At 41.9% G+C, this 16,146-nt stretch carries 12 protein-coding genes and 2 tRNA genes; 9 read left to right on the forward strand and 5 right to left on the reverse strand.

Annotation, left to right across the window (positions count from 1 at the left end):
- Positions 1–121 precede the first annotated feature (121 nt).
- Positions 122–2,248 (reverse strand): polyribonucleotide nucleotidyltransferase, encoded by a 2,127-nt coding sequence (pnp, locus tag DXB58_RS06785; RefSeq protein ID WP_004323285.1) that lies wholly within the window; start codon positions 2,246–2,248, stop codon positions 122–124.
- A 196-nt stretch (positions 2,249–2,444) separates the two neighbouring features.
- Here pnp and DXB58_RS06790 point away from each other — a divergent pair, with 196 nt between their 5' ends.
- From DXB58_RS06790 to DXB58_RS06800, 3 genes are all read left to right on the forward strand, one after another.
- A complete protein-coding gene (locus DXB58_RS06790) occupies positions 2,445–3,596 on the forward strand; it encodes a DUF4369 domain-containing protein (RefSeq protein WP_122136313.1) in 1,152 nt (383 codons plus the stop codon).
- 181 nt (positions 3,597–3,777) lie between these two features.
- Positions 3,778–4,242 carry a transcription elongation factor GreA gene (gene greA / locus DXB58_RS06795; RefSeq protein ID WP_032844195.1) on the forward strand — a complete coding sequence of 155 codons (465 nt, stop codon included), beginning with the start codon at positions 3,778–3,780 and terminating at the stop codon, positions 4,240–4,242.
- A 51-nt stretch (positions 4,243–4,293) separates the two neighbouring features.
- Complete coding sequence (locus DXB58_RS06800; protein WP_004296262.1) at positions 4,294–4,686, forward strand: HIT family protein; 393 nt, start codon at positions 4,294–4,296, stop codon at positions 4,684–4,686.
- A 52-nt stretch (positions 4,687–4,738) separates the two neighbouring features.
- On the opposite strand, the gene DXB58_RS06805 is transcribed toward DXB58_RS06800, so the two are convergent.
- Together DXB58_RS06805 and DXB58_RS06810 are read right to left on the reverse strand one after the other, a co-directional pair.
- On the reverse strand, positions 4,739–5,638 hold the full coding sequence (locus DXB58_RS06805) for a DMT family transporter (RefSeq protein WP_117937105.1): 900 nt from the start codon (positions 5,636–5,638) through the stop codon (positions 4,739–4,741).
- A 3-nt stretch (positions 5,639–5,641) separates the two neighbouring features.
- Positions 5,642–6,898: an MFS transporter gene (locus DXB58_RS06810; protein ID WP_122136314.1), complete on the reverse strand. Its 1,257-nt coding sequence runs from the start codon at positions 6,896–6,898 to the stop codon at positions 5,642–5,644.
- Positions 6,899–7,386: 488 nt separating this feature from the next.
- Here DXB58_RS06810 and DXB58_RS06820 point away from each other — a divergent pair, with 488 nt between their 5' ends.
- Together DXB58_RS06820 and glsA are read left to right on the forward strand one after the other, a co-directional pair.
- Positions 7,387–8,829: a glutamate decarboxylase gene (locus DXB58_RS06820; protein ID WP_004296269.1), complete on the forward strand. Its 1,443-nt coding sequence runs from the start codon at positions 7,387–7,389 to the stop codon at positions 8,827–8,829.
- An 8-nt stretch (positions 8,830–8,837) separates the two neighbouring features.
- On the forward strand, positions 8,838–9,803 hold the full coding sequence (gene glsA / locus DXB58_RS06825) for a glutaminase A (protein WP_004296270.1): 966 nt from the start codon (positions 8,838–8,840) through the stop codon (positions 9,801–9,803).
- A gap of 432 nt (positions 9,804–10,235) precedes the next feature.
- On the opposite strand, the gene DXB58_RS06830 is transcribed toward glsA, so the two are convergent.
- Positions 10,236–11,018 (reverse strand): potassium channel family protein, encoded by a 783-nt coding sequence (locus DXB58_RS06830; RefSeq protein WP_117937101.1) that lies wholly within the window; start codon positions 11,016–11,018, stop codon positions 10,236–10,238.
- Between the two features lie 216 nt (positions 11,019–11,234).
- Between DXB58_RS06830 and gadC the strand changes: the two genes are divergently transcribed.
- Positions 11,235–12,962 (forward strand): putative glutamine/gamma-aminobutyrate antiporter GadC, encoded by a 1,728-nt coding sequence (gene gadC, locus DXB58_RS06835; protein WP_117937099.1) that lies wholly within the window; start codon positions 11,235–11,237, stop codon positions 12,960–12,962.
- A gap of 231 nt (positions 12,963–13,193) precedes the next feature.
- Here gadC and DXB58_RS06840 read toward each other — a convergent pair whose 3' ends face one another.
- Positions 13,194–14,462, reverse strand: coding sequence for a HAMP domain-containing sensor histidine kinase (locus DXB58_RS06840; protein WP_122136316.1), 1,269 nt, complete (start codon positions 14,460–14,462; stop codon positions 13,194–13,196).
- A 199-nt stretch (positions 14,463–14,661) separates the two neighbouring features.
- Between DXB58_RS06840 and DXB58_RS06845 the strand changes: the two genes are divergently transcribed.
- The 3 genes from DXB58_RS06845 to DXB58_RS06855 all read left to right on the forward strand — a co-directional run bounded on the left by DXB58_RS06845 (position 14,662) and on the right by DXB58_RS06855 (position 16,104).
- Positions 14,662–14,734 (forward strand) — tRNA-Phe (locus DXB58_RS06845).
- Between the two features lie 13 nt (positions 14,735–14,747).
- Positions 14,748–14,820: transfer RNA gene (locus tag DXB58_RS06850), tRNA-Pro, on the forward strand.
- 129 nt (positions 14,821–14,949) lie between these two features.
- Positions 14,950–16,104, forward strand: coding sequence for a site-specific integrase (locus tag DXB58_RS06855; protein ID WP_122136317.1), 1,155 nt, complete (start codon positions 14,950–14,952; stop codon positions 16,102–16,104).
- Positions 16,105–16,146: the final 42 nt, after the last annotated feature.

Consider the following 16,146-nt stretch of genomic DNA (forward strand, 5'->3'; position numbering starts at 1 on the left):
ATCACGCTTCAAGGGGAAGGTATCACCTCATTGATACCATGCTTTCTGAAAAGTGGAATTAAAAAAAATAGTCTGAAAACTAAGTTTTCAGACTATTCATTATATAGAAGATATGACTCTTTTACTTCTTTTCCGGTCTTGGCATCAACACTTTTCTTGAAAGTTTGAATTTACCAGTTTTCTGGTCAACATCAATCAGTTTTACTTCGATTTCATCACCTTCCTTAATTCCAGCTTCTTCTACTGTTTCCAGACGCTTCCAATCAATTTCAGAGATGTGCAGCAAACCATCCTTGCCCGGCAAGAATTCGATGAATGCACCGTAAGGCATAATAGAACGAACTTTACCTTTATAAACTTCGCCTACTTCAGGAACAGCAACGATTGCTTTAATCATGCGCATTGCATTATCAATACATTTTTTGTTTGTTCCGGAAACTTCGATGCGTCCCATACCATCAATTTCTTCGATAGTAATCACAGCACCGGTTTCTTCCTGCATACCTTGGATAATCTTTCCACCAGGGCCGATTACAGCACCGATAAATTCTTTAGGAATTGTCATCGTTTCAATGCGTGGAGCATGTTCTTTCAGGTCGGCACGTGGTTCAGCGATTGTTTCAGTAATCTTACCCAGGATGTGCATACGTCCTTCTTTTGCCTGATTCAAAGCACGTTCCAGAATTTCGTAAGACAGACCGTCTACCTTGATATCCATCTGAGTAGCCGTAATACCATCTTTTGTTCCTGTTACTTTGAAGTCCATATCACCCAAGTGGTCTTCGTCACCCAGGATATCAGACAATACAGCATATTTCTCTTCGCCCGGATTCTTAATCAATCCCATAGCGATACCTGATACCGGTTTCTTGATCTTCACACCAGCATCCATCAATGCCAATGTTCCGGCACATACAGTAGCCATAGAAGAAGAACCGTTAGATTCGAGAATATCTGAAACCACACGTACTACATACGGATAGTCAGCAGGAATCTGTCCTTTCAAAGCACGCCAAGCCAAGTGACCGTGACCGATTTCGCGACGGCCTACACCACGTTGCGCTTTTGCTTCGCCTGTAGAGAAAGGAGGGAAATTATAATGTAATAAGAAACGTTCTTTTCCGTGTTCCAAAACATCGTCAATGATCTTCTCATCCAGTTTGGTACCCAGAGTAACAGAAGTCAGTGATTGTGTTTCACCACGAGTAAAGATAGCAGATCCGTGAGGACCAGGCAGAGGACCAACCTCACACCAGATCGGGCGGATTTCAGTAGTCTTACGACCATCCAAACGCTTACCTTCGTCAAGGATAGAACGGCGCATTGCTTCTTTTTCTACATCGTGGTAGTAACGGTCGATCAACGCACCCTTTTCGTCCAACTCTTCTTCAGAGAATTGAGCTTTAAATTCTTCACGAATAGCTTCGAAAGCAGCAAAACGTTCGTGTTTGTTATTGTTTCCGGAAGCGGCAACAGCATAAGCTTTTTCGTAACATGCTTCACGAACAGCCTTACGCAAATCTTCGTCGTTCACTTCATGGTTGTATTCACGTTTCACTGTTTTTCCAACCTCTTCAGTCAACTCCATCTGAGCTTTACAATGAACCTTGATAGCTTCGTGAGCTACTTTCATTGCTTCCAGCAATTCAGCTTCGGATACTTCGTGCATTTCACCTTCTACCATCATGATGTTCTCATAAGTAGCGGCTACCATCAGATCCATATCAGCTTTTTCCAGTTGTTCAAAAGTAGGATTGATAACGAACTGACCGTCGATACGTGCTACACGTACTTCAGAAATCGGTCCGTTGAAAGGAATATCTGAAACGGCAAGTGCTGCAGAAGCGGCAAGTCCTGCCAATGCATCCGGCATATCCACACCATCAGCAGAAAAGAGGATGATGTTCACATATACCTCTGCGTGATAATTATCGGGGAATAAAGGACGGAGAGCACGGTCGACAAGACGGCAAGTGAGAATCTCATAATCAGAAGCTCTACCTTCTCGCTTGGTGAAACCACCGGGGAAACGGCCGAATGCCGCAAATTTTTCTTTGTACTCTACCTGTAAAGGCATAAAATCTGTTCCGGGAACTGCATCTTTAGCGGCACAAACAGTAGCTAACAACATGGTGTTTCCCATGCGGAGCATTACAGAACCGTCTGCCTGTTTTGCCAACTTTCCCGTCTCGAGTGTGATGGTTCTTCCATCAGGTAACTCGATTGTCTTAACAATTGGGTTAATCATAAAAATTGTTTTATCTATACTTTTTCTTTCAAAATTCCTGCAAAGATATACATTTATCGTGGTAATTAGGTGGAAATGAGGTAAAAAGTTAGTGGCGAACTGATTTTTTTTCAAAATTAGGATGAAGAACACAGCAAAATGCTTTGACTAATCTCGAAAAGAAGTATATTTGCATCTCGTTAATAACACACACTATATGAAAAAGGTTACTTTTGCAGCGCTCGCCGCACTTACTATTACTGCTTGTAGTTCCGGCCCTAAATTCCAGGTGAACGGGGATGTATCAGGAGCCGACGGTAAAATGCTTTATCTCGAAGCTTCCGGTCTGGAAGGTATTGTTCCGCTCGATTCAGTGAAGCTGAAAGGGGAAGGTACATTCAGTTTCAAGCAGCCTCGTCCCGAGTCACCCGAATTTTACCGTTTGCGGATCGACGACAAAATCATCAATTTTTCTGTAGATTCTATCGAAACGATTCAAATCAAAGCTCCGTATGTGGATTTCTCTACTACTTATACGGTGGAAGGTTCAGAAAACAGCAATAAGATAAAAGAACTGACGTTGAAGCAGATTCGCCTTCAAAAAGAGGTGGACAATTTACTGGCATCCCTGCGCAGCAACGGAATAGGGCATGATGTGTTTGAAGACAGCCTGGCAACATTGCTCAACAACTATAAGGAAGATGTCAAAGTGAACTATATTTTTGCTGCTCCCAACACGGCGGCAGCTTACTTTGCCCTGTTCCAGAAGCTCAATAATTATCTGATATTCGATCCGTTGAACAATAAAGACGATGTGAAATGCTTCGCAGCTGTTGCTACGAGCCTCAACAACGCGTTCCCTCATGCGGTACGTTCCAAGAACCTTTATAATATTGTAATCAAAGGAATGAAGAATACGCGCCAGCCGCAAACGAAAGCTCTGGAAATTCCGCAGGATAAAATCGTAGAAACCGGTATTATCGACATTGCTTTGCGTGATGTGAAAGGAAATGTGCGCAAGCTGACCGACCTGAAAGGCAAAGTGGTTTTGCTCGATTTCTCTGTGTTCCAGTCGCCTGCCGGAGCTCCTCACAACCTGATGCTCCGCGAACTGTATAATACATACGCTAAAGAAGGACTGGAAATATACCAGGTATCTCTCGACGCGGACGAACACTACTGGAAAACAGCGGCAGACAACCTTCCATGGGTCTGTGTGCGCGATGGAAACGGAGTTTACTCTACCAACGTAGCTGTATATAATGTTCGTCAGGTTCCATCTATCTTTTTGATTAATCGTAACAACGAATTGAAGCTTCGTGGCGAAGATATTAAGGATTTGGAAGCAGCTGTCAAGTCATTACTCTAAGTTGTTATAATTTAGCATATTTCATTTAAATATGTTACATAGCATCTTTTTTCACTTGACACGTATCACTTAAAAGGCTATCTTTGCAAAGAAATAATGAAAAGAGGGTTCCAACATGGCTCATGTTGGAATTCTTTTTTGTTTATATGACCATTTAAAACAATTAAAGGAGGAAAACATCATGGCTTATATGTCAGAAGAAGGTTACAAGAAACTGATGGCGGAACTGAAGGAACTGGAAACAGTGGAACGCCCGAAGATCTCTGCGGCAATAGCCGAAGCCAGAGATAAAGGAGACTTGTCTGAAAACGCTGAATACGATGCAGCAAAAGAAGCGCAAGGTATGCTCGAAATGCGTATCAACAAATTGAAAGCTACCATTGCAGATGCAAAAATCATCGATGAATCTAAATTGAAAACAGATTCCGTACAGATTTTAAATAAGGTGGAACTGAAGAATGTAAAGAATGGCATGAAGATGATTTATACCATCGTTTCAGAAAGTGAAGCTAACCTGAAGGAAGGAAAGATTTCCGTTAATACCCCGATTGCACAAGGTCTGCTTGGCAAGAAGGTGGGTGATGTAGCAGAAATTACTGTTCCACAAGGTAAAATTGCACTGGAAGTAGTAAACATATCAATTTAACGTAAAGGCAGGTCTCCGTGTGGGGCTTGCCTTAATTTATCAATAAAAGTTATGGCAACAATATTCAGTAGAATCATCGCAGGAGAAATCCCCTGCTACAAGGTGGCGGAAAACGACAAGTTTTTTGCTTTTCTCGATATCAATCCGTTGGTAAAGGGACATACATTGGTAGTGCCCAAACAGGAAGTAGACTATATTTTCGATTTGAGCGATGAAGACCTGGCTGCTATGCATGTGTTTGCAAAGCAAGTAGCCTGTGCCATTAAAAAAGCATTCCCTTGCCAAAAGGTAGGCGAAGCTGTTATCGGACTGGAAGTACCTCATGCACATATTCATTTAATTCCTATTCAAAAGGAATCGGATATGTTGTTTTCGAATCCGAAACTGAAATTGTCGGATGAAGAATTCAAGTCCATAGCGCAAGCAATCAACTCCTCTCTATAAAACATGATGATGAAATAATGAAAGGCATTCCGTGATGGAATGCCTTTTTTCTTTACTTTTCTTTACTTTCGGCCACTTCAACCAGGTAAACTCCAATACAGATAAAAATGATTGCAAACGTCTGCGTCCAGCTAAAACGGTCTTGTCCGAGAGCAAGGGAGGTAATAGTCGCCACAATCAGAATCAGATAACCGTAGATAGCGACTACCGTTGTCTTCAGATATTTCAAACCGACAGGCAGCAGCATATAACTGATAGTGGTCGGGAAAATCAATACGAACATCAGAATAAGGAAAGGCGTCCAATGGAACGGCATGGAGAATACCGGGGCATCAAATCCTGTAATAAACGTGACTATAATGGCAGACACGGCAGCACCGGAAAAGGTATATCGCAACATCGTTATCGCTCCAATGGCCGTGAGGATGCGCTGACTAAGAATCAGATAGACAGCATACACCACAGAACTTAGAAGACAAAGCATATTCCCCGTAAAAGCATCAGAGGCCAAATCATCGCTTTGCTGGGTTAGGATGCAAACCAACGCTCCTATCAGACCGATAGAAATTCCTATTATTTTTTTAGCGCCCGCCTTCTCCTTATAAAAGAATATCATGATAAGAAAAACCCAAATAGGCTGGAGACTGGTAAATATGGAACTGGAGACAGGAGTTGTTTTACTCAATCCGGCCAGATAGAGAAACATAAAACCGTAAAGTCCCAAAGCCCCCAACAGAAAGAGGAGCCATTTATCTCTGGTTGACGATTTCTCCGGAGGCATAAACCACCCGATCACCCAAAAAGCAGCTGCTGCAAATGTGCAACGAAGCGTGGCTCCTGTCAATGGACTCATCCACAAAGGCAGAAGATACTTTAAGGCATTCATATTTAAACCGCTAAATACTTTCGAGACAGCCATACTAAGATTGGCTTCGAGTTTCTTATTCTTCATTTTCTATTTTAATTGGTCGTTAAACAAAAAGGTATTACGGCGCCGATATGCCCAGAAAAGAGTAACAATAGTTATCAGAAGATTAAAGATAAAAGGAAACTCCTGTGATTGGGTATGGAATATCCACTGGAAAAAATCGACAATAAAGGGATAAAGCAAGATAGCCAGATAATTCATCATCATCACAAACGCCAAAGCCAATGTGGTCTTTTGCGGCAGTGCGGTCTGGGTGGTCTTATCATAAAGCATAGGTTGAATAATGCCATATCCCAAGCCAACCAGGATACATCCGGGAATAATCAGCCATTCAATCGGAGCTATCCAGATTAGCAACAGTCCCAATGCCATAGACAGGAGGCTGTATGCTTTTGTACGCCCTTTCAGCAGGGCTACAATCTTGTCCAGACAAAAACCCGGAGCGGTGATGGCCAGAAAGAAAAGCGAAATCATCAATCCGGAATTGCCACTGGAAAAGTGATGCTTTTCCATTAAGAAAGGTAGATTGAAGATCACTACTACCACGATATATGTTATCACGCCATAGAAGAGCATCAACTCTATCAGATGTTTGATGTGAATACCGTATTTGCTACCTCCTATATCTATGGAAGTAGATTGTTCGGAGGCTTCGTTGTCTTTTGTAGTATCTGCAGAAGAGGAAGGAGAGGGTGTATAAGCGACTTCTCCCGTCCGGTCTTCTTTCAAATGTCCTACCAGCAGAATGGAAATCAATGGGAGGAGATAGACAAGGAAAGGCAGATGCCAGCTGACTTCTGCAAGATAGCCCGTTACGGCAGTTGCTATCACTAACGTGAAATTAGTAATAGCGGAGCTTAATCCGAACTGTTTCACCCGATAGGTTCCTACAAAGTATCTGGAAACCAATCCGGTAGATAAAGGGATAATCAAACCGGAACCGATACCGAGCAAAGCACTTACCACAATTAATTGCCACATTCGATTGGAAATCAGATACAAAATGCCGCTCGCGGCAAAAAGCCAGAGTCCGACTTTTAATACACGGACATAATCGACTTTCTCTGTCAGTTTACCACCCAGCAATATAAAAGGAATAATGAGCAGTGATGGCAGCGAAGTCAACATCTGTATGTCCAGATCCGTAGCTTCCGGAAATATCTTCGTAAGATCACCCAATATAGGTGAAACAGCCAGTCCCGGCAATGAAGTCAATGCCGAAATAGACCAGATGGCAATTAAAGTAATAAGAGGAATTGTTCCCCGTCCCGTCTGTATCTTCATAATGCTTATTCGTTAAAAGTTTAGGTTTGAAGAAAACAATAGTCTTCTTATAAAGTTCAAAAGACGTATATCCGGACTTTATTGCTTTAAAAGCATCAAAACCATTCTTTGAATCAATAAAATTCAGGAATAAGATAAAAAAACAGTCAACCGTTATCAGTGGATTATGATGCTACAAGGTGCTACGAGCAGGATTCTATTCTCAAACCATTCTCATCCCTTTGAGAAAAAATTCTCATAGTAATGAGAATAATTTCTCATCGTAGTGAGAATTTTTTCTCATTGCGATGAGAATGTTCCTTTGTTAGGAGGAAGTCAAAGCAAGATCTGCCAATGTGCCGGGAAGCTCTTCCATACAGGAAAACCCGCCCCTTAATAAACGCCAAATAATGTAAAAGCCGGAAACTTTCAAACCTATCTGCTGTTGTTGTGGGAAATTCGACGGGGAAAATCCCCATCGCCCTAAACCTTTAAAAAAACAAATTAGTATGGAAGATTTAAATTTCAGAAAAGGTGATGCAAAAACCGATGTATTTGGTTCAGACAGAATGTTACAACCCTCTCCGGTAGAGAAAATACCTGATGGACCTACTACTCCTGAAGTCGCCTATCAAATGGTGAAAGATGAAACATTTGCTCAAACTCAGCCCCGTTTGAATCTGGCTACTTTCGTTACCACTTATATGGACGAATATGCAACCAAGCTGATGAATGAGGCCATCAACATCAACTACATTGATGAAACAGAATATCCGCGTATCGCTGTGATGAACGGTAAATGTATCAACATCGTTGCCAACTTGTGGAACTCTCCTGAAAAAGATACTTGGAAAACAGGTGCTTTGGCTATCGGTTCTTCAGAAGCATGTATGTTGGGTGGTGTAGCTGCCTGGTTGCGTTGGCGTAAGAAAAGACAAGCACAGGGCAAACCATTTGATAAACCAAACTTTGTTATTTCTACAGGTTTCCAGGTTGTTTGGGAAAAGTTTGCACAGTTGTGGCAGATTGAAATGCGTGAAGTGCCTTTGACACTTGAAAAAACCACTCTTGACCCCGAAGAAGCTTTGAAAATGTGTGATGAAAACACCATCTGTATCGTACCGATTCAAGGTGTTACATGGACTGGACTGAATGATGATGTCGAAGCATTGGATAAAGCTCTGGATGCTTACAATGCCAAGACCGGTTATGACATTCCTATCCACGTAGATGCCGCCAGTGGTGGTTTCATCCTTCCGTTCCTGTATCCGGAAAAGAAATGGGACTTCCGTTTGAAATGGGTACTTTCTATCAGCGTATCCGGCCACAAGTTTGGTTTGGTATATCCGGGACTCGGATGGGTTTGTTGGAAAGGCAAAGAATATCTGCCCGAAGAAATGTCATTCAGCGTCAACTATCTGGGCGCCAACATTACACAGGTAGGTTTGAACTTCTCTCGTCCGGCCGCACAAATTCTGGGACAATATTATCAATTCATCCGCTTAGGATTCCAGGGTTACAAAGAAGTGCAGTACAACTCCCTGCAAATTGCCAAATATATCCATAGTGAAATAGCCAAGATGGTTCCGTTCGTTAACTACTCAGAAGATGTTGTGAACCCGCTATTCATCTGGTATCTGAAACCGGAATATGCAAAGAGCGCCAAATGGACTTTGTATGATTTGCAAGATAAACTGTCTCAACATGGTTGGATGGTTCCTGCTTATACATTGCCTTCTAAACTGGAAGATTATGTAGTGATGCGTGTCGTTGTTCGTCAGGGATTCAGCCGTGACATGGCAGATATGCTTCTGGGCGACATCAACAATGCCATCGCCGAACTGGAAAAACTGGAATATCCAACTCCTACCCGTATGGCTCAAGAAAAGAATCTTCCGGTAGAAGTCAAGATGTTCAACCACGGTGGTCGTCGTAAAACCGTAAAAAAATAAAATGATCTATGGATAAAAAAGTAACACTCGCTCAATTGAAAGAAGTGGTACAGGAGGCATACGATCAGGTAAAGACCAATACCGGCGGCAAGAATGCCGACTATATTCCTTATCTGGCAAATGTCAACAAAGATCTCTTTGGAATCAGTGTCTGCCTGCTCAACGGGCAGACCATCCATGTGGGAGATACTGACTATCGCTTCGGTATAGAATCCGTATCCAAAGTACATACGGCTATCCTGGCACTGCGTCAATACGGTGCTAAAGAAATTCTGGACAAGATTGGAGCCGACGCAACAGGCTTGCCCTTCAATTCAATCATCGCTATCTTGTTGGAGAACGATCATCCGTCTACCCCACTGGTAAATGCCGGAGCCATCTCTGCCTGCAGTATGGTGCAACCTATCGGTGACTCTGCCAAGAAATGGGATGCCATCGTAGGAAATGTGACAGACCTATGCGGCAGTGCCCCGCAACTGATTGATGAATTGTACAAGTCGGAATCGGACACCAACTTCAACAACCGTTCTATCGCATGGCTGCTGAAGAATTACAATCGGATTTATGATGACCCGGATATGTCATTAGACCTTTATACCCGCCAGTGTTCATTGGGAGTTACTGCATTGCAGCTTTCCATCGCAGCCGGTACAATCGCCAACGGTGGTGTGAATCCTGTGACTAAAAAAGAAGTTTTTGATGCCGTCCTGGCTCCTAAAATCACTGCCATGATTGCCGCCGTAGGTTTCTACGAACATACCGGCGACTGGATGTACACTTCCGGTATTCCTGCTAAAACAGGTGTAGGTGGTGGTGTGATGGGCGTACTGCCCGGACAGTTCGGTATTGCCGCATTTGCTCCTCCTTTGGATGGTTCGGGCAACTCCGTGAAAGCGCAGTTAGCTATTCAATACATCATGAACAAGCTGGAATTGAATGTATTTAGCAACAACCATATTACCGTTGTTGACTAAAATTCTCTCAATCTCTTTTATAAGAAAGGTAAAGGTTACTATCTATTGATAGTAACCTTTTTCTATTCCCCTTACCCTCTTGATTTCCCGCCAATGTTTCAATACAAACGGCATCATTTTTCAAATGCTACAAATTGAACTTACCCCTGAACAACTCTAGTTATTAAAATGAGATAGCTGTTATGAACCCGGATAAGGTAAAGTTTGATTCATTCAATAACGGTTATAACAGCGTCGTGTCTTGTCTCTTCTCAACAAAGATAGAAAGTAATACCTCTTTTCCACCCCTTTTCCTTCCATGCTTATAAAGAAAAGTAATAATGCTGTTAAGAAAAGTGACGACGCTATCAAGAAAAGTAATTCATCTTTGGTTTTCAACACCTTACATTCGTTATCACTCCACCAGCTTTCTTCATCTTATCCGCAAGCACATTATGATGTACTTGCTTTCTGTACGGCTGCTTTTTCTGCCAACTCTTTTTTCTCAGAAGCCTTTTTCTCTAGTTCCTCCTCTTCGTAATATTGTTTTCTACGCTTGTTGGATCGCTGAATCAGATTTGTAATATAAACCGTAAAGATAGGGAACATCATCATACCCAGAGCAGCCAACAAAACGGAAAGCACACGTCCGGTCACCGTCTGCGCTATGATATTCGAACCGACGGTAGTAACGTCCATAAAAGCCCACCACAAAGCATCTCCATAACCATTCACCAAGGGATTGACCCGATGCTCGAGCACAAAAAATGCCAGACTGGAAAAATAGACCGTTGCCAACAACATCGTCAGATAAGAGACAAACAAACTCGAAGCACGATTGTAGGTCAACCAGCCGACCACAATGGCAAGTGCATATCCTCCTCTCAATAAAGGTATGAAACGGAGCAGATAGGTGATCTCATCCGAAAATGTCCACCCATAATAAGCGATAATATTCTGATAAGGAATCGCCACCAATAAAAAGATAAAATGTGTCCGCAAATAACGCCCCTTATGTTTTGCCAGAAAGAACTCCAATACAAAATCAAAAAGAAACCAAAGACAGATAAATAGCTGTACTTTCATGTAAGAAGATTGTGTATAGAAAGGAATTCCCTTAAAAGTATCCACCGAGATACTGATAACCAGGAATAAGGACATTACTAATATAATAATGTGAAGAATACCATAGATCCCCTTTTTCCCGAAAATAAAATCTGAAAGTGCTGATTTCATAACTACTTAGTTTATAATAAAATGATTCATTTATAATTTAGACTGTTTAGAAACAATCGAAGAAAGCGATTGTTTCGGAAGAAGCAAATCCGAGGTTACAATCTCCCATTTCGGGGATGTTAATTAACGAACTTTGAAAGAGATTGCGGAAACATCTCGCGCAAAATGTTGTTATAACACTGACTTTAAAATATTTTTCACTTAAAACCTTAACTTATGGCGAATATTAAAAATGCAGTGAAGCTGGGCGTGTTTACCCTGGCTATCATGAATGTAACGGCAGTAGTATCCTTGCGTGGACTACCAGCCGAGGCCGTATATGGAATGAGTTCGGCCTTCTATTATCTTTTTGCAGCTATTGTCTTTCTAATCCCTACATCGCTCGTTGCAGCCGAGTTGGCGGCGATGTTTCAGGATAAGCAGGGTGGTGTGTTCCGGTGGGTAGGCGAAGCCTACGGCAAAAAACTGGGATTCCTCGCCATTTGGGTACAATGGATCGAAAGTACGATCTGGTATCCGACAGTGTTAACGTTTGGTGCCGTATCTATCGCTTTCATCGGAATGAATGACGTACATGACATGTCACTGGCAAACAATAAGTATTACACGCTCGTCGTAGTGCTTATCATCTACTGGCTGGCTACTTTCATTTCCCTGAAAGGTATGAGCTGGGTAGGTAAAGTTGCCAAAATCGGTGGTATGGTCGGTACAATTATCCCGGCTGCCCTGTTGATTATCTTGGGAATCATTTATCTGGCAAGCGGCGGACATTCCAATATGGATTTCAACAGCAGCTTCTTCCCCGACTTTACCAACTTTGATAATGTTGTTCTTGCTGCCAGTATCTTCTTGTTTTATGCCGGTATGGAAATGGGTGGTATCCACGTAAAAGACGTAGAGAACCCTTCCAAAAACTATCCGAAAGCCGTATTCATCGGTGCACTTATCACAGTGTTGATCTTCGTTTTGGGTACTTTTGCATTAGGTGTGATTATCCCTGCAAAAGATATCAACCTGACTCAAAGTCTACTTGTCGGCTTCGACAACTATTTCAGATATATTCATGCTTCCTGGTTGTCACCAATCATTGCTGTCGCTCTTGCATTCGGTGTACTGGCAGGTGTATTAACATGGGTTGCCGGTCCGTCAAAAGGTATATTTGCCGTAGGTAAAGCGGGGTATATGCCTCCGTTCTTCCAGAAAACAAACAAACTGGGTGTACAGAAGAATATCCTGTTCGTACAAGGTATCGCTGTAACCGTATTAAGTCTGTTGTTCGTCGTTATGCCGTCCGTACAGAGCTTCTATCAGATTCTGTCACAGCTGACAGTTATTCTTTATCTGATTATGTACTTGTTGATGTTCTCCGGAGCTATCGCATTGCGTTATAAGATGAAGAAACTCAACCGTCCATTCCGTATTGGTAAGTCTGGTAACGGTTTGATGTGGTTTGTTGGTGGTCTTGGCTTCTGCGGATCATTGCTTGCCTTTATCCTCAGCTTCATCCCGCCCAGCCAGATCTCTACAGGTAGCAACACCGTTTGGTTCTCCGTACTGATTATCGGTGCTATTATCGTTGTTGTTGCTCCGTTTATCATCTATGCTTCCAAGAAACCGTCTTGGGTAGATCCAAACTCCAATTTCGAACCGTTCCACTGGGAAGTTCAGGCTCAACCTGCCACTGTCAATGTCAGTGCAAATAACGCTAATGCTGCCCGTCCTACCGCAACTTCTGCACATACAGGAGGAGCAACCGGGGCAAGTACAGCTAAGCCTGGTGCAACCGTTTCTAATGCAGCAGCTCCTGATGCGGCATCCTCTGGTGCCACCGCTTCCGGTGCTACTCCATCAAGCAGCAGTTCTGCTACATCCGGCGGAAATTCTACTTCCGGCAAAGCATCTCCGGGAACCGGAGACAAAGATAAGGATGCACCTAAGTCGTAAAGACTAAGTGTTCATCCTGTTCACAAAAAAGTAAGAGGCTATTCAAACAGCCTTGAACTTATAAAATTACCCTCACTACAGTGAAGTGCTCCCCTTTAGTCGGTTATAAAACCTTTGAGATGCACTTCACGGTTGTAGTGAGGGTAATTTATTTTAGGGATTTTTGCAGACCCTCTTATTTAGAAGTATGCCAACCATCATTTAATAGATACAATACCCAGCGATTGGAGATTACTTTATTGCCTGTGGCTTTATCAGTTCCGGTTTTATCACCCGTGGCAACACAAAACTGAAAGTAGATCCCCAGTTAATTTCCGAATCAAGTTCAAGATTTCCACCCAGATTTTGGATGATCGTTTGCGAAAGAGTCAGTCCAAGTCCTGTCCCCTGCATTTCACGATCTAGTTTTATGAAACGTGAGAATATTTTTTTCTGTTCCTCTTTCGGTATGCCAATGCCTGTATCAGACACAACAAAGCAAACCTCTTCCGTTCCTTTCAGGCGGCAACCAAAACGAATTTCACCCGATTCGGTGAATTTCATTGCATTATGTAACAGGTTGGACAATACCTGAATGATACGTTCCCGTTCCGAATACATCATTATAGGTTGTATGTGTGCCTCGCAAACCAATTCCACCGACGAGTTATTCAATCTCGTCTTAAAAATTCCCTCCAACTCTCTTAGTAAATCATTGGCATCAAACTCCGTATAAACAAAATCTACTGTTCCCGATTCTATTTGAGAAAGATCGAAAATATCATTCACCAGGCGCAACAAGCGTTCATTATTCTCTGCAATAACATCAGCATACATTTTTCGTTCCTCTTCACTGGAAGCCGATACCATCAAACCGGAAAATCCGACAATCGCATTTAGCGGTGTACGTACCTCGTGACTCATATTAGCAATAAAGGCAGATTTCAATTTATCAGCAGAAATGGAATGTTCTCTTTCAATAGACAGCAGCCTTTGCGCATTTTTCAGCTCCGTCACATCATAAACAGTCAACACCATATAATCTTCACCATGAATATTCAAATAAGTGCCCGATACCGATACATCGCAAGGAGTCACCTTCGTTTCATCCTCACTTAATAACTTCATGGAAGCTTCCAGATTTTTAAAACTTGCTTTCTTGTAAAAAGCTTTTCCGATAGACGCACGGATACAACATAGTTTGCATTGTTCATGCTGACCACATTCACCGGCTGCAATCGCATTTCTACAATGCAGCAAATCCCCGACTCTTTTGGTAACTCCACCTACCTGAATCGGAAGACGGTTTAAAGAATAATAATTGGTGTCACAAACCACAAAATCCTTGTCAATCAATAAGAAGTAAGCATTGATATTTTGCAAAACCAGAGCCAACTTTTTAAGTTCATTCTCCTTGTTTTCCTTCGAATGCACCTCTTTCTGGAGTGACTGGCACTTTGCCCACATATAGATGAAGGCAGCTAACAAAACTATTATAACAATAATCGCCAGTGATGACATAGTAATAGAGTGTTTATATTGTTTTGATCGTTTCAGTGCGTAAATTTATAAAATATGTCGCATAAATAGCTGTTTATCTACATATTTATTCTAACAAAAATGCATTTATATTTCCACGAGTCAGAAATTGGTAAAAATTTCCCTTTAAGTTATTGCGGTATTAAAAAATATACTTATCTTTGCACCCGCAAACGAGAAAGGTGCCATAGCTCAGTTGGTAGAGCAAAGGACTGAAAATCCTTGTGTCCCCGGTTCGATTCCTGGTGGCACCACTTCTTAAGCAATCGGAATGTAGCGCAGTTGGTAGCGCACTACGTTCGGGACGTAGGGGTCGGGCGTTCGAGTCGCCTCATTCCGACAAAATCGGGGTTAACTAGCTGATTATCAGAAAGTTATCCCCGATTTTTCAATAATAGCCGGGACGAAATCGGGACGGCGGGTAAGAACGGATTTGTTCTCGCAAGACAGCGAAAACAAATAAAAAAAAATGTCTTCACTTAAGGAAATTCAAGGTTTCACTCCTCCTGTCCTACATACTGGAAAAGACTGGTACATTGACTTTTACGCATTCGATCCGGTTAAAGGAGAGATGCGAAGAAAAAAAATTAAACTGAACTTTATAAAAAAAGCGAATGAGCGTCGCAAGTATGCGAAGGACTACATGATCCGGATATCTGAAAAACTCTCGCTTGGCTGGAACCCCTGGATAGAACAAGAACAGGGAAACGCCTATATGTTATTCAAGGATATCGCAGATAAGTACCGTACCTATATTTATAAGATGCTCCGAGATGGGAATTATCGTCCGGAGACTCTAAAATCCTACTCCTCCTACCTTCATAACATGGAACTATACAATCAAGGGCGAGAAATTCCGATAACCTATATCTATCAATTTAACAAAGACTTTTGTGTCATGCTCCTGGAAGAAGTGTATATCATCAGAGATAACACGGCATTTACTCGGGATAATTATTTAGGATTCTTAAAATCGTTCTCATCTTTCTGCCTCGAGCGAAACTATCTCACTAAAAATCCGACTGAAGGAATTAGTGCTATTGGCCGGAAAGGGAAAAAGAAGATCCGGACACAGCTTAAAAAGGAAGAACTAAGCAAACTGACTGAATATCTCAAGGAAAAGAATCCTCATTTTCTTTTAGCCAGCTATATACTATATTACTGTTTCGTCCGACCGACCGAGATGAGTAAACTTAAACTTTCTAACATAAGTTTGGCCAGACAAACAATTTTTCTTCCGGACACGATATCAAAGAATAAAAAAGACGGCACTATAACCTTGCCAGCTAAAGTTATTCATTTAATGCTGGATCTCAATATTTTTAAGATGCCAAATGACTGCTTCTTATTCTCTGACGGATTCAGACCAGGAATGAAACAAAAATCAGAAAAGATGTTTAGAGATTGGTGGTCACGCCATGTACGAATAGACCTAAAATTCCCGGATCGATATAAGTTTTATTCGCTCAAGGATACTGGCATTACTAACATGTTACGCCATTATGATACATTAAGTGTTCGCGATCAGGCAAGGCATAGCAGTATACTCATGACCGATATCTATACTCCACATGATATTCAGGAAGCGAATGATCTCATCAAAAATTATGAGGATGCTTTTTAATCGAGTAGGAGGAAAACGAAGTAGTTTTCTTCCTACTTTCGC

Source organism: Bacteroides sp. OM05-10AA (genome assembly GCF_003439055.1).
Classification (GTDB): Bacteria; Bacteroidota; Bacteroidia; order Bacteroidales; family Bacteroidaceae; genus Bacteroides; species Bacteroides intestinigallinarum.

Excerpts from the sequence above, each read along its gene's own strand:
- DXB58_RS06840 (WP_122136316.1), bottom strand. The coding sequence starts at position 14,462 with ATGTCATCACTGGCGATTATTGTTATAATAGTTTTGTTAGCTGCCTTC.
- DXB58_RS06800 (WP_004296262.1), top strand. The coding sequence starts at position 4,294 with ATGGCAACAATATTCAGTAGAATCATCGCAGGAGAAATCCCCTGCTAC.
- DXB58_RS06855 (WP_122136317.1), top strand. The coding sequence starts at position 14,950 with ATGTCTTCACTTAAGGAAATTCAAGGTTTCACTCCTCCTGTCCTACAT.
- glsA (WP_004296270.1), top strand. The coding sequence starts at position 8,838 with ATGGATAAAAAAGTAACACTCGCTCAATTGAAAGAAGTGGTACAGGAG.
- DXB58_RS06790 (WP_122136313.1), top strand. The coding sequence starts at position 2,445 with ATGAAAAAGGTTACTTTTGCAGCGCTCGCCGCACTTACTATTACTGCT.
- greA (WP_032844195.1), top strand. The coding sequence starts at position 3,778 with ATGGCTTATATGTCAGAAGAAGGTTACAAGAAACTGATGGCGGAACTG.
- DXB58_RS06820 (WP_004296269.1), top strand. The coding sequence starts at position 7,387 with ATGGAAGATTTAAATTTCAGAAAAGGTGATGCAAAAACCGATGTATTT.
- DXB58_RS06830 (WP_117937101.1), bottom strand. The coding sequence starts at position 11,018 with ATGAAATCAGCACTTTCAGATTTTATTTTCGGGAAAAAGGGGATCTAT.
- gadC (WP_117937099.1), top strand. The coding sequence starts at position 11,235 with ATGGCGAATATTAAAAATGCAGTGAAGCTGGGCGTGTTTACCCTGGCT.
- DXB58_RS06810 (WP_122136314.1), bottom strand. The coding sequence starts at position 6,898 with ATGAAGATACAGACGGGACGGGGAACAATTCCTCTTATTACTTTAATT.
- DXB58_RS06805 (WP_117937105.1), bottom strand. The coding sequence starts at position 5,638 with ATGAAGAATAAGAAACTCGAAGCCAATCTTAGTATGGCTGTCTCGAAA.
- pnp (WP_004323285.1), bottom strand. The coding sequence starts at position 2,248 with ATGATTAACCCAATTGTTAAGACAATCGAGTTACCTGATGGAAGAACC.